At 37.8% G+C, this 14,103-nt stretch carries 15 protein-coding genes; all 15 read left to right on the forward strand.

Annotation, left to right across the window (positions count from 1 at the left end; all coding sequences use genetic code 11):
• Positions 1-32: 32 nt before the first annotated feature.
• The 15 genes from DR017_RS07385 (at position 33) to DR017_RS07455 (ending at position 14,102) form a co-directional block, all read left to right on the forward strand.
• Positions 33-260, forward strand: a complete 228-nt coding sequence (locus DR017_RS07385) for a hypothetical protein (RefSeq protein ID WP_002677837.1) — start codon at positions 33-35, stop codon at positions 258-260.
• Complete coding sequence (locus DR017_RS07390; protein ID WP_002677841.1) at positions 247-522, forward strand: type II toxin-antitoxin system RelE family toxin; 276 nt, start codon at positions 247-249, stop codon at positions 520-522. Before DR017_RS07385 ends, DR017_RS07390 begins: the two co-directional genes overlap by 14 nt.
• The gene (locus DR017_RS07395; RefSeq protein ID WP_002677884.1) at positions 523-2,856 is read left to right on the forward strand and encodes a tetratricopeptide repeat protein; all 2,334 of its coding nucleotides are present in this window, start codon (positions 523-525) and stop codon (positions 2,854-2,856) included.
• A 13-nt stretch (positions 2,857-2,869) separates the two neighbouring features.
• Positions 2,870-3,391, forward strand: a complete 522-nt coding sequence (locus DR017_RS07400) for a CvpA family protein (protein WP_002677713.1) — start codon at positions 2,870-2,872, stop codon at positions 3,389-3,391.
• Positions 3,392-3,404: 13 nt separating this feature from the next.
• A complete protein-coding gene (locus DR017_RS07405; protein ID WP_002677733.1) occupies positions 3,405-4,202 on the forward strand; it encodes a hypothetical protein in 798 nt (265 codons plus the stop codon).
• Positions 4,203-5,141 (forward strand): ribosome small subunit-dependent GTPase A, encoded by a 939-nt coding sequence (gene rsgA, locus DR017_RS07410; RefSeq protein WP_002677998.1) that lies wholly within the window; start codon positions 4,203-4,205, stop codon positions 5,139-5,141.
• Between the two features lie 3 nt (positions 5,142-5,144).
• The gene (locus DR017_RS07415; protein ID WP_002677765.1) at positions 5,145-5,765 is read left to right on the forward strand and encodes a hypothetical protein; all 621 of its coding nucleotides are present in this window, start codon (positions 5,145-5,147) and stop codon (positions 5,763-5,765) included.
• Positions 5,766-5,783: 18 nt separating this feature from the next.
• Positions 5,784-6,518 (forward strand): hypothetical protein, encoded by a 735-nt coding sequence (locus DR017_RS07420; protein WP_002677999.1) that lies wholly within the window; start codon positions 5,784-5,786, stop codon positions 6,516-6,518.
• Between the two features lies 1 nt (position 6,519).
• On the forward strand, positions 6,520-6,981 hold the full coding sequence (locus DR017_RS07425; RefSeq protein WP_002677736.1) for a hypothetical protein: 462 nt from the start codon (positions 6,520-6,522) through the stop codon (positions 6,979-6,981).
• 229 nt (positions 6,982-7,210) lie between these two features.
• On the forward strand, positions 7,211-7,690 hold the full coding sequence (locus DR017_RS07430) for an S-ribosylhomocysteine lyase (protein ID WP_002677943.1): 480 nt from the start codon (positions 7,211-7,213) through the stop codon (positions 7,688-7,690).
• 12 nt (positions 7,691-7,702) lie between these two features.
• Complete coding sequence (locus DR017_RS07435; protein ID WP_002677661.1) at positions 7,703-9,472, forward strand: aminopeptidase P family protein; 1,770 nt, start codon at positions 7,703-7,705, stop codon at positions 9,470-9,472.
• 374 nt (positions 9,473-9,846) lie between these two features.
• A complete protein-coding gene (locus tag DR017_RS07440; protein WP_002677927.1) occupies positions 9,847-11,367 on the forward strand; it encodes a hypothetical protein in 1,521 nt (506 codons plus the stop codon).
• Position 11,368: 1 nt separating this feature from the next.
• The gene (locus tag DR017_RS07445) at positions 11,369-12,295 is read left to right on the forward strand and encodes a hypothetical protein (protein ID WP_002677640.1); all 927 of its coding nucleotides are present in this window, start codon (positions 11,369-11,371) and stop codon (positions 12,293-12,295) included.
• Positions 12,292-13,206, forward strand: a complete 915-nt coding sequence (locus tag DR017_RS07450; RefSeq protein ID WP_040360778.1) for a hypothetical protein — start codon at positions 12,292-12,294, stop codon at positions 13,204-13,206. The genes DR017_RS07445 and DR017_RS07450 overlap by 4 nt, the downstream gene beginning before the upstream one ends.
• Positions 13,203-14,102, forward strand: coding sequence for a hypothetical protein (locus DR017_RS07455; protein WP_002677875.1), 900 nt, complete (start codon positions 13,203-13,205; stop codon positions 14,100-14,102). The genes DR017_RS07450 and DR017_RS07455 overlap by 4 nt, the downstream gene beginning before the upstream one ends.
• Position 14,103: the final 1 nt, after the last annotated feature.

The raw sequence follows: 14,103 nt of genomic DNA on the forward strand, positions 1-14,103 counted from the left end.
AACTTTTAAAACCTATATTAAATCGTTAAAATATGTATACCATCAATTTACAAACCCCACAGTTTTTAACCGATTCTAACGGAAATTCTTTAGCTCTAATCCCTGCTGACGAATATCGCGAATTATTAGCTTTAGTCGAAATGTACGAAGAATTAGAAGACATACGTTCCGTTCGTGAAGCTAAAGGAGAAGAAACAGAACCTATTGATGTTTTCTTTGAAAGAGTAGAAAAATACAGAAAAGAAAATGGAATCAGTTAAAAAAGAATACACAGTAATCATTATTAAGAAAGTCGATAAATTTCTTAATTCATTATCTGAACCTCATTATTCTGCCATTAAAAAGGCTGTTTATGCTCTTGCTGATGAGCCACGCCCCTTTGGTTATACCAAATTAACAGGTGAAGATTCTTATAGAATAAGAGTAGGTGATTATAGAATTATTTACAATATTTTTGATGATATTGTAACAGTAGAAGTAATCAATATCAATCACAGAAGAGAAGTGTATAAAAGAAAATAAATGAAAAAACACCTAAAACTCATCATTAGCCTTAGCGCCGCTACAATAGTAGGCATTGGCACTTACCTCTACGCTTGTGCCGATGGAGGTTGGTACTACCTCTACAACTCAGTATTCTCCCCCAAAGTTACTGTAAATAAAACTTCTTATACCCCTCTCTACTTAGAAGGGGAAAACCTTTTCTACGGCGATTACGACACTGATTCCCAAGGAAATTTATCTTCGTCCGACCTCAATGATTGGAAGCAATACCTCGGTAAAGATTTTTGGGCGGAAGGTATTCAATATTTTATGTACAACAACGATGCTCTTGCCGATATTCGCAAATACAACGATGCAACCGACAAGAGTAGTGTACGACTTTCTCATCATACCCCAAAAACCCAAAGCGCACGCCTTACCAACTTCTTTGTTCTTTTAGACATCGCTCGTAACAACGAATCTATCACTAACAACACCCAAAGCGCTTGGGATTACGAAAAACGCAACGTACAATATACTCAAAACAGCCAAATAGAAAAAGCTGAAAAACTATATCAAAAAGCAGTTGCTAATAAAGATACTTTTTTCGCAAACCGTATGTGGCTACAGGTGATGCGCCTCAAATTCTACTCTGCCAACCGCAGCGCTGTAATTGCTTATTTTGAACAGACCCAAGCCGGTCAGCCAAAAAATAGTGTCTATTACCGCGCATTGCACTATGTAGCTGGGGCTTATAAATCACAGAAGAACTACGCCAAAGCTAATGCGCTCTTGGCAACACTCTTCAGCGAAGTACCTAAACTGCGAAAAACCGTTACTTTTGAGTACCGCGCCCTCACCGATAGTGAAACCGAAAAAATAGCCGCTTCTCTTTCCAAAGCCGAACAATGTGCTCTCTGGGCAATGCAAGGCTATTACAGCAAAGAAGAGGTAGCTATCCAGAAAATACTGCACATCGACCCTAAATCACCCCACATCGATTTTCTCCTCACCCGCTATATCAACCGCATAGAGGGTGTGGTAAATAAATTTGGTGATCTCTACCAAAACCAGCCTCTTACAAATGCTACTGCTTATCATCAATACACTCACAAGGTGGCAACCCAAGATTTCAAAACCGATTGGCTGCTACAAACTGCTCGTGAAGGAAAAGTAGGCAATCCTTATTTGTGGAATGTAGCAGCGGGGTACGTTTCGATGTTCCGCAATGAGGCTACAGAAGCTAAAGATTTTCTCAAAAAAGCTGATGCCGTTGCCAAAAACGAAAAACAAAAAGTACAAGTGCGCATCATCGATGTGATGAATGATGTTACTGCGCTACAACAAATAACTGCTACCGACGAGGAGCGCCTCACTAAAAAAGTAGAATGGATGTGGCAATCTGCGCTCCTTAAAGAAAGTGAATACAAATCGGCTTTGCGCTCTCGCTATGCTTTTGATTTGGTACGCAACTACCTTTCAGCGCTTTACAATGTGCAAAAGAACTTGGTAATGAGTGAAATCACTTGTCCAAAAGATGGTTTTTATGAAAACAACAACCATTCAGCAGCTATTGAAAAATTCTTGTTAAAAACAAACAAAACCCCTTGGGAAGCCTTTTGGGCAAAAGAATACGCATTTACTTTAGGCGAAATCTACGAAAGTCGTGCTATCTATGCTTTCTACAAAAATGACCTCGATAAGGCAATTGCCGAAATGAAAAAAATACCTTTTGAAAGCCGACAAGTATATGATGAACAAGCTGAAAAAATGGTGTCCAAACAGCTAAAACTGAGTGAAAGTTCACTACCTGCCAATCCGTTTAACGGCTTTATCAAAGACTGTCACGACTGTGAACACGCCAAAAAACGCTCCCCTTACACCAAAATCTCTTTCTTGCAAAAAGTGAAAGAAATGGAGGATAAACTTGCAAAAGGTGAAGATATGTACAACAACGCACTCCTATTGGGCAATGCGTTCTACAGCGCTTCCTATTTTGGCAACAGCCGCGCGTTCTACTACAACGATATTTTAGGGGAAGCAGGAGGCTTTTTTGTAAATGCTCAGAATATGACTATGTTACTCAATATGACCCACGCCAAAAAATACTACCAAATCGCTCAGCAACACGCTTCTACCGATGAGCAACGCGCTAAAATAGCCTATATGCTCGCCAAAGTAGAACGCAACGAGTTTTACAACAAACAGTACTATTCCGAAGGTAAAATATACGGTGTGAGTCCTTGGGAGAACGAAATCGCTTTTAAAGATTGGCAAGGCTTTAAAGAACTCCGCAAATATCCTCATACCCAATATTATAAGGACGTGATTCGCGAATGTGGATACTTCAGAAAGGTAACAGGTAACAAGTAATAGATAACAAATAATGAATAAGATAGATATTATACTGCTAATTATTTTAGGTTTTGGCTTAGTACGCGGTTTTATGCGCGGACTTATTATTGAGATGGCATCTCTTTTGGCTATTGTAGTAGGCATTTATGGAGCGATACACTTTTCGTTCTTTACTGCCTCTCTCTTAGACAAAATACTCCCTGCCGAAAAACAAACTTTAGAGGTCGTTGCCTTTGGGATAACCCTCATCGTATTGGTATTGGGCGTAATGCTTTTGGCAAAAATACTTACCAAAATGATCAAAGCTGCCGAACTCGGTTTTCTCAATCGATTGGGGGGAGCTTTGTTTGGGTTGCTAAAATCTATTGTGATTGTAGGCTCTATATTTGTATTTTTAGAGCGTACTTTTCAAACCGAAAAATGGCTTTCAACTTCAGCCCTTAGCGAATCAGTACTCTACAAGCCCGTAAAGAGCGTCAGCCAAGTGGTGTACGCCAATGTATTCCCCGATAAAGAAACGGAGGAAGTGAAAAGAGAAAATACAACATACTAATATATAAAACATTATGAAAAAAATCCTTTTATTATCTCTTGCTGTCCTCGCTATTACCGCTTGCGAGCGCAAAACTGCTGCCGATGTCTATAAAGGCGTTCAGGAAACCCGTCCCGCTATCGATAAAAACGGGAATCCTATTGAGGGTTTAGCCGTTGATTCATTGCAATTTGAAACCGAAGTACGCAGCGTACTCCCTACCCAACACCCTCAGTACCGCCTTACTCCTGTTTTCAAAGTGAACTACAGATACGGCGATCGCTCTGTGGGTGAATCTCAAAAACTCAGCAAGTATAGCTACAGCGACTCCTATTATGCACGCCACAACAATGGCAACAACTGGAATGGCAATATCGTGGCAGGTTTTGAAACTATTTATGGCGACGAAATGGTGAACGTCTCCCTTTTTGATGTAGAAAAACAAGAGCAGAAACTGTTCTTTGAAAAACCCGTACTCATAGAAAATGTCTACTATCCTTCGGCTACTCGTGATACTTTGCAAAACAAAAACGTGAACCGCAACTTCTATATGATTTCTTGCTACGACGAGGATACCGATAAAGATGGCTACTACACCCGCGTTGATTTACGTCGGTTTTACCTCTATCAGTTGGACGGCACTCGGGTGAAAGCCCTCATTCCTAAAGAATACGGGGTCATAGGCTCCGATTACGATGGGGTGAATGATGCGCTCTACGTCTATGCGCGTTTAGACAGCAATAAAAATGGTACTATCGACCCTAAAGAGCCTAAACACATCTTCTTAATCGATTTGAAAAAGCCTGAAACTACGGCGTTGTTATACAAGTAAATGGAAGGATTGGTATACAAATCTACAGGCAGTTGGTATATGGTGAAGGACTTGGCAACGGGTCATTTTCACGACTGCCGCATCAAAGGAAAATTCCGCCTAAAGGGCATCAAGAACACGAACCCCATAGCGGTGGGCGATCGGGTGGTGTTTGAATTGGAAGAAGAAGACAGAGGGGTCATTACCGAAATACACCCGCGCGACAACTATATCATCCGAAAATCGGTGAATCTCTCTAAGCAAACTCACATTATCGCATCGAATATCGACCTCGCTTTTTTGGTGGTAACACTCAACAATCCACCTACTTCCACTACCTTTATCGACCGTTTTTTGGTTACTGCCGAAGCCTATAGTATCAAAACTGTACTGCTTTTCAACAAAGTAGATACTTATAATGAAGATGAACTCACCGAAGTGAAATACCTCGCCTCAGTATATCGCAAAGCAGGCTATGAATGTATTGGCATCTCGGCTGCTACGGGCAAGAATATTGACAAGGTAAAAGCGGCTATGGAAGGCAAAACTTGTGTAGTATCAGGGCATTCTGGTGCAGGAAAATCTACCCTTATCAACGCTATCGACCCTCATTTACACCTTAAAACTGCCGAAATCTCTCAGCTTCATCAGCAAGGACAACACACTACCACTTTTGCCGAAATGTTCGACCTGCCCTTTGGAGCGCGCATTATTGACACCCCAGGTATCAAAGGCTTTGGAATGGTTGAAATAGACAACAACTCACTCACCGACTATTTCCCAGAGTTCTTCGCTCTCAAACACCATTGCAAATTCAACAACTGTCTCCACACCGATGAACCCCAATGCGCTATAAAAGAAGCCTTAGAACGCGACGAAATCGCTTGGTCGCGCTACAAAAGCTATCTGCAAATCCTTTCCGGAGATGACAAGGTATATAGAGAAGAAAACAATCAGTAGGATATGAGAAATAATTTCGACCTCATCAGTGAACTTATCGACAAGCGCCTTGCTGCTATAAGCAATAAAGCAGAGAGAGAGCAATTGTTTTTCTTCGTCTTTTTGTTGCAGCGCAAAAAAGATATTGAGGAACTACACAAAAGTACTCATATCGTGAAAATGTATCAGATAAAAGACCGCAAGTCGTTATTAGCTAAAAGAGATGAGATTGTAAAACTCTGTGAGGTTTTTCAATGTAGAGCAATGATCAATCTCAATCCCAAGAGTTATAGAAATGTAGCTTTTGATATGCTCAAACGCCTCCCCGATTTGCTACAACAAGAACACTATGCACGCGTAGAAAAACTGTTTGCCTCTTGTGTAAGTGCTTCGGGTATAGGCAGTAAAAAACTCAAAAAGTACTGGATTATAGATATAGACAGCGACACTCATCAGGTTGATATAGCTCAAATAGAAGCACAAATCAAGATAGCGACTCCCGCAGAAGAAAATAAAATTATAGCTCACATCCCTTCCAAAACAGGTATGCACCTCATCACTACCCCTTTTGATGTAACTCAAGTAACGTTACCTGCTTCCGTAGAACTCAAAAAAGACTGTCTTACTAATTTGTTTATTTATTAAGCAAAATAGATTAAAGGTATGAAAATTATTTGTACCTTTGTGGTGTTAAACCTAAAAACAGCATTACCAATGAAACGCTTCTTCTTATTTTTTGTATTATTGTGGATTTTCGTCAGTTGTGGAAAGTCCGACAACCAGCAAGACAATCGCCTTTATGACAATTGGAAATACATAGGCTATCGCGATAAAGCTTTAAAATTCCACTCACCCTCTTCGTATGTAGCCGATTGCAAGTCGTGTTATACTGTCTATTTTAAAAACGACGACTTTTTTGATATTCAAATATGTAGTAATAAAGGGGGAGGCAAATATCAGATAGATACCCAACAACATCAACTCTTCTCTCAAGGCTACGGACTTACAGAGATTTACGACCCAATGTGTCCCGATGAGGAGGGTTTTTCTATTAGCGGTAATTACCGTTTTATAAGCGATACACTTGCCATTTCACCTAACGACACGCTTACTTCACTCTTTGTAAAAGCAGCTACATACATCCCCCACGTAGATCCTTCGCGTTACTACAAACGAGGTATCCTTAATATAGCACCACAAGGTAGTTATGATTGTTCTGCTGTGAGCCACACCCTTGTTTTAGAAGATAACAGCGGTACTCTATCAATTGCCTATGATCAAACACTCGACCTGAGTAGTTACGAAGGAAAACCTGTAAGTATTTGGGGATATTTCACCCCCAAGTTTAAAAACTGTCCGGAAACATTTCACATAGAACGAATTGTAAAACTATATTAAAATGAAACCCCTTTATTTTTTCTTTTGTATATTCCTCGTTATGAGTTGTAGCAAAAGTTCTGATGATAATAAAACTTTTGCTTTTACTTCTCTACTCAATAGTTATACGGGGTCTACTGCTTCTGTTACTCAGCAGCAAGAAATTATTCATAGCGAAACCGAATTACAAGAGATTGCTAAAAAATGGGGTATAGAACACAAAATAGCCAAACTTCCTAAAATTAATTTCAACACTGAACAGTTGGTACTCATTTGGGGAGACATTAAAGGTTCGACACCATCGCAAATAGAGGTAATCTCGGCTATAGAATACGATGACTACATAGAAATCATCACCGAAAGCAAAGTAACAGGAGAAGCCTTGGCACTTAGTCGTCCTTTTTGTATTATTAAAACGACTAAAACACATAAGAAAATGGTGTTTAAGAGTAATATCTCTACTGGTGGAATTATAGGTTCTTGAAACAATATATGTAAAACATTTGCTTTTTAGTAACGGAATCAATACCTTTGCGGTGTAGTTTATTAGGGGGTCAGGCTTCAGGTGTCAGGCATTAGCGTTTTATCTGAAACTCTCTGAGTTTCTCCGAGAATTCAGAAGCCCTCAATAAACTAAATATCAATTAACAAAAAATCAAGAAGTAAAAGGTATCATTTCTTACCTCTTATCTCTTACCTCTTAACTAAATAAAATGGAAAGAATAGCAAGTTTTTGTATCGACCACCTCAAACTGGAGCGTGGCATTTATGTATCGCGTAAAGACTATGTAGGCAAGGAAGTGCTTACCTCTTTTGATATCCGTATGAAGCTCCCCTACCGCGAGCCCGTACTCGGCAGTCCCGAAATACACACCATCGAACACCTCGCCGCTACTTGGTTGCGCAACAACCCTGAGTGGAAAGACAAAATTATTTACTGGGGACCTATGGGCTGTATGACCGGTAATTACCTCATTCTCGCTGGTGACTATACCTCCAAAGATATCGCCCCCCTCATCACCGAACTCTTTGAGTATATCGCTAATTTTGAAGGAGATATCCCTGGTGCATCAGCTTTAGAATGTGGCAATTTCTACAACAACAACCTCCCTTTTGCTAAATATGAAGCTAAAAAATACTTAGAGGAAACCTTATATCACCTCACTGATAAAAATCTGAATTATCCAGAATAAAAACTATAAACAATGAATACACCCGAAAAATTATCCCTCTTGCGCTCTAAAATGCAAGAAAACCACATCGACGCTTTTGTGGTATTCAGCGCCGACCCTCACCTTAGTGAATACCTACCCAAAGAATGGCTCGAACGCGCTTGGCTCTCTGGATTTACAGGCTCTGCCGGGTTCGTAGTCGTTACCAAAGATAAAGCTGGCTTGTGGACGGACTCTCGCTACTTTGTACAATCGGCAATTGAGCTCAAAGGCTCTGGCATTGACCTCTTCAAAGATGGCGTAGAAGGTACCCCCGATTATGCCGATTGGCTCGTATCAGTACTTCCCGCTGGGGCTACTGTAGCGCTCAACACTTTGGCGACCTCTCACATAGCTTGGGAAAAACTACAAGCTACCTTAGCCGCTCACAACATCAAATTGGTGCATAAACCTCTCATCGACCTTATCTGGACAAACCGCGAAAAAGACCCTCTTCATCACATTTTCGTACACCCCGATAAATGGGCAGGACAAACCGTAGCCGATAAACTCACCACCATTCGCAAAGCAATGGCTACTCACCACACTACCTTGCACCTTATCACTGCCTTAGACGATGTAGCGTGGACGCTCAACCTCCGCGGTAGTGATGTGGCTTACAACCCTGTATTCCTCGGTTATATCGCCCTTACCGATAAAGAAGCTACCCTATTTGTAGATAAAGCCAAACTCACCCCTGAGGTAGAAGCTCATTTGGCAGCAGCCAAAGTAAGCGTGCGTGCTTATGATGAGTTCTACAACTATTTGGCTACCGTAAAAGGACAAAATATACTCCTCGCTGCTAATACCAATCAGGCGATATTTGAAGCGCTCCAAAAGGATAACAAACTCGTGCAAGCTCCTGCCCCTGGCAACCTGATGAAAGCCGTGAAAAACGCTACCGAGCTCGAAGGATTCCGTACTGTAATGGTACGCGATGGGGTAGCAATGGTGAAATTCCTCTACTGGCTCACCCACCAAGTAGGCAAAGAGCCAATGACCGAATACAGCATCGGTAAGAAGTTACGCGATTTCCGCGCTGAGGGTAAGAACTTCGTAGGCGAAAGTTTTGGCAGTATCATTGGTTACCAAGGTAATGGTGCTATTGTACACTATTCAGCTCCCGAACACGGCAGTAAAGAGGTACACCCTGAAGGCAGCATATTGGTAGACTCTGGCGGACAGTATCTTGAAGGTACCACCGATATCACTCGTACTATTCCATTAGGCAAAGTAAGTCAGCAGTTTATAGACGATAGCACCCTTGTACTCAAAGGAATGATACAACTCGCAATGGTACAATTCCCTAAAGGCACTCGCGGCGTACAACTCGATGCTTATGCCCGTATGGCACTTTGGAAAAACCACAAGGACTATGGTCACGGTACAGGTCACGGTGTAGGTAGCTTTATGAACGTACACGAAGGACCTCAAAATATCCGCAAAGACCTCAACCCACAAGTACTTTTAGCAGGTATGGTATGCTCCGATGAACCTGGTTTTTATTTAGAAAATCAATATGGTATTCGTCACGAGAACCTCATTGCGGTACGTGAAGTAGCGAGCAACGAGTTTGGTACTTTCTACGATTTCGAGACCCTCACCCTTTGTCCGTTTATGCCTTCAGGCATCAATGTGAGTCTCCTCACCGATGTAGAACGCCAATGGCTCAATGCCTACCACAAAACCTGTGAAGAAAAACTCGCTCCTCTCTTAGAAGGCGACGTAAAAGAATGGTTCTTGAGTTTGGTAAAACCACTGTAATGGCATAGTTGTTTTTTAATACATAATGAAAACTGCCCTGAAAAGTTTTATACTTTCTTGGGCAGTTTTTTTATTATAGCCTTTGTATAGCTACACTTTGCTAAAGTCCGTAGAATTTAACAAAATCTATTATTACGTTAAAAACAGTTAATCTTTTTATTCCTTTTTTATTGAAATATCCGCAATCTAAAATATTGAAAAATAACAAGTTTGCAATGCTTTTGTTAAAAAGATAATAAGTCGCTATTTTTTTAACATTCAAATTACCAAAAATGCATTTTTTGTTAAGGTGTAAAAATGTTAAAATTCTTCTTTTATTTGCTTTATAAAAAACTACAATCTACCTTTGTTGCAGAATTTTAATCTTAATTGCGATGAAAAACACAAATTTAAAACTATTAGTATTAGCATTAGTAGGATTATTTCTTACCAATTGCCAGCGCGACGATGCTCCAGAAGTATTACCGCAAGAAGAACCAGTTCCTGCCGTAGACCCTCAAGCGGTAGTGAGCTTAAACGAAGCCAAAAGTCTTTTTGAGGCTTCGGAAAACCAGAAACGCACGACCAACAGTGTGAGCCGTAGCAACTACCCGCTTATTGAGTTGGAAACCAATTGGCGGTATTTTGAGCAAATGCAAACGCTCACAGGTGATGCTTATGCTAAAGTATCTGTGAGGATCTCTAGAACAGAACTCAATGGAGAAGTACTCTTCCTTAAAAAAGATGGAAAGACTAAACAATATCTTTTTTTTACTAAGGCAGATAGTATTGCGGCAGATCGTCGTATTATAAATGCTAACTTTTATTTATTTGACACTAAGGGTGTCTTTCTCTCTGCCTACCAAATGAGAAACGGAGTTATTACTCACAAGTTAGTACCGAAACGCAAAGGAAGCTATAGAATTATAGATAATAACGGAGGCTCCACAACTGGGAGAAGTGGAATGCCTATATGTGGCACATGTACTTTACCTTTTTCAGATAATTTCTTTTATTATTGGGAAGACCCTTATGGAGAAGAAAATGAAAAAAGTGGAGGTAGGAATTGTATTGAATTAGACCCCGTTACTGTTATAGGTATAGGTGGTGGTAACAAAAAAATTAATAGAACCCCTAATTTTCCTAACTATCCATATTATGATTATTTACCAATTAACAATTGGGAAGAGAATTATGATAGACGCCATGAAGAAGATGATGATATATGGGCTAAACGCAGGAAGTTTCAAAATAGTAGCAATATAGGAGCAGGTATGGCAAAAGAGGAAGAGAAAAAAGAAGAGAAAAAGCAAGACAAAAGAGAAGATACTATAAAAGACTCTCTTACCAACCCGTGTGCAAAATCCCTTTTAGCTCAAGCTCCTAATTTAAATAACGATATTGCTAAGATTCTTAGAGAGACTTTTGGAACAAGTGATAAATTTAATATTACTGTTAGCAATAAATACTTAATAGGAGCTACAGGTAGTTCTAGTGGACAAGATAATCATGGTATTATAAACTGTAATATTATTTTAAATGATAATATGCTAAAAACAGCTTCTAAAGAATATATTTTAATAACTCTTTATCACGAGGTAATACATTGCTTTTTTATAGTAGAAAAAGAAAGATTAGGAGAAATAGGGTTCAAACAAAAATATCCTTATGTTAGACAAATATCCCTTCCTGTAGGGAATGGGAATGAAGAAAGAAAATATTTATTAATGAATAAGCATAATGAATTTGGACCTTTTCTAGAAAATTTAGCTCAAAGTATCCTTTCTCTAAATCCAACTTTTCCTATTGAAAAAGCAAGAGCTTTAGCAAAAGAGGGAGTAGTAGAAGAATATATGTTTTCTTCAGAAGAAAAAGAATATATTAATGAACAAAAAACTGTAGGAGGTTGCAATTAGTATGAAATATATTTTATTATACTTATTATACTTCTGTTCTTGGGCTACCATAGCCCAAGAACAGAAGTATATACTCTTGGATAGTATTACAAGTAATTATACCGTAAAGAAATATACTCTTAGTACTTTGCCTTATAAGGTGGATTATGAAATAGAAATCTATAATGTGTTTTCTAAAAACTATGGCAAAGGCTTAGATAGTGATTTTATAGTCTTGTTTTCAGTACTCCCTGACCTTGAAAGCAAGAATAGTTGGCAAGAAATAGATTTTTCCTTATTGCAAAAGAACTTTCTGCCAACTAAAAAGTTGTTTGATAGAGTATACAATAGGACTTATAATCCAGAGGCTAAAATCGAAGGTAATAGACAGCTATCTTTGGTGAAAAAAGTTAAAGATAAATACTTTGTAGCTAAAAACTGTTGGGTAAATGAATTTTTCTGCACAAATACACCTTCAGAGATGAAAGTAACAACTAATAATTATGTGATAGATATTCATCAACCAACAATGCCTGTAAGTGTGTTAAGGTCTCTATATAAAAAACAATTTCCTAACCAAGAATTTCCTTTGGATGAACTTTTTTGGATTATACCTAAGCATTTAGAGAATATTTATTTGGCTAATGTAGAAAATAAAGAAGGAGATATTATTTATTATTTTTATTTGTTTTCTAATTCTTTAAGAGATAATAATACTATTAGTGAATTTGCTTATATTAAGGAAAGAGGTATTGTAGCAGGGAATTATTATGGGTATTTCTTTCCTTATGGGAAAAGAACACTTAGGGGAGGTGATTGGTTGAAAGTAAGAGAACCTTATAAAAATGAAATTTTCTGGGCAGAGGAGCTTAAAAAAGAATGGAGAGATAAAGAATTAAAATGGCAAAAGGAACGAGAACGAGAAGAGAAAGAAATTATAGGAAGATGAAACAGTTGGTTCTTTATTTATCATTATTCTGTTCTTGTGCCATTATGGCACAAGAACAAAAATATATATTGCTTGATAGTTTAACAGCTAACTTTAAGGTAAAACAATATACGCTCGACACTTCCCCTTATGGGGTTAAAAATACTATTGAGGTATATAATGTGTTTTCAGAAGGATATGACTTGGAGGTAGGAAAAGGTTATATAATATTGTTTTCAGTACTTCCAGACCTTAATACTAAAACAAATTGGGAAGTAATAGATTTCGATAAGATAAAGGGCAGTCTATTTCCTACTAAAAATATTTTTAAGAGGGTTGTTTATAAAATATTTGGTCTCTTTTCTGATAAGAGCTTACATATTGATAGGTTAAAATTAGTTAAGAAAATAAACAATAAGTACTATGCAAGTAAAATATGTCGTGTAGATGATTTTTATTGTATGGATTACCCTCGTGATATGGTAGTAGCCACAAAGAATTTTATTCTTAACACTAATCAACCTATAAAACCTATAAATGTACTAAAGGAAGATTATAAAAAAGTACTTCCTAATCACCCTTTCCCTTTAAGTAAAGACGGGGGACTTCTTATTCCTAATATTTTTGAAAATACTTATCTTTCTAATATAGAAGAAAAATGGGGTGATGTAATGTATTATTTTTATCAATTCTGTAATTATGATAACAGGGGTATTGATGAACTCGTTTATATTAAAGATAAAGGAATTGTGGCAGGAGCTTATGGTGATTATTTTTACCCAATAGGAAAGATTGATAGAACCGATACCAAAAGGAGTGATTGGAACAAAGTAATTAACGACGCTAAAAATCGTCTTTTATGGGCTGAAGAACTCAAAAAAGAATGGGCTGAGAAAGAGAAACAATTAGAAAATTGGAAGAAAGGAAAATGAAGCAGTTATTATACTTATTATTCTTCTGTTCTTGTGCTGTACAAGCACAAGAACAGAAATATATACTCTTGGATAGTATTACAAGTAATTATACCGTAAAGAAATATACTCTTAGCACTTTGCCTTATAAGGTGGATTATGAAATAGAAATTTACAATGTATTTTCTAAAAACTATGGCAAAGACTTAGATAGTGATTTTATAGTTTTGTTTTCGGTATTACCTGACCTTGAAACCAAGAGTAATTGGGAAGAAATAGATTTTAAAAAGGTTCAGAATAATTTATTTTCTGCTAAGAAACTTTTTGAGGGATTAGAAAACAAAATGCTTGGCTATAACATAATTAGTGAAAAGGAAATCAAACCTATACCTAATAACCTGAAGTTAGTAAAAAAAGTAAAAAATACATATTATGTAAGTAAAGAGTGTATGGCAGAACCTTTTTATTGTATAGACTCTCCTGAGCAAATGATTATTGCTACAGGAAACTATATTATCAATACCCACCAACCTATAGTGCCTATTACTTTATTAAAAGAAGTGTATCAAAAAAAGGTAAATACCAAATTTCCTCTTGATTGGAATGAGTATCCTCCTATAGAAATTCCTAAACATCAGGAACATATTTATTTAGCTAATATTGAAGAAAAAGAAGGTAATACTATCTATTATTTTTATCAATTTGCTAATGTTTTTGATAGAGGTATCTATGAATTTGCTTATATCAAAAACAAGGGAATTGTAGCCGGCACTTATGATGATTACTTTTTCCCAAAAGGAAAAGTATATTATAGAGGTGGAGACTGGCTAAAAGTAAGGCGTCCTTATAAAGAAGAGTTACTTTGGGCTGAAGAACTCAAAAAAGAATGGGCTGAAAAAGAAAAAGCTAAAAAATAGG

It is taken from the genome of Capnocytophaga sputigena (assembly GCF_900446695.1).
In the GTDB taxonomy this organism is placed as follows: domain Bacteria; phylum Bacteroidota; class Bacteroidia; order Flavobacteriales; family Flavobacteriaceae; genus Capnocytophaga; species Capnocytophaga sputigena.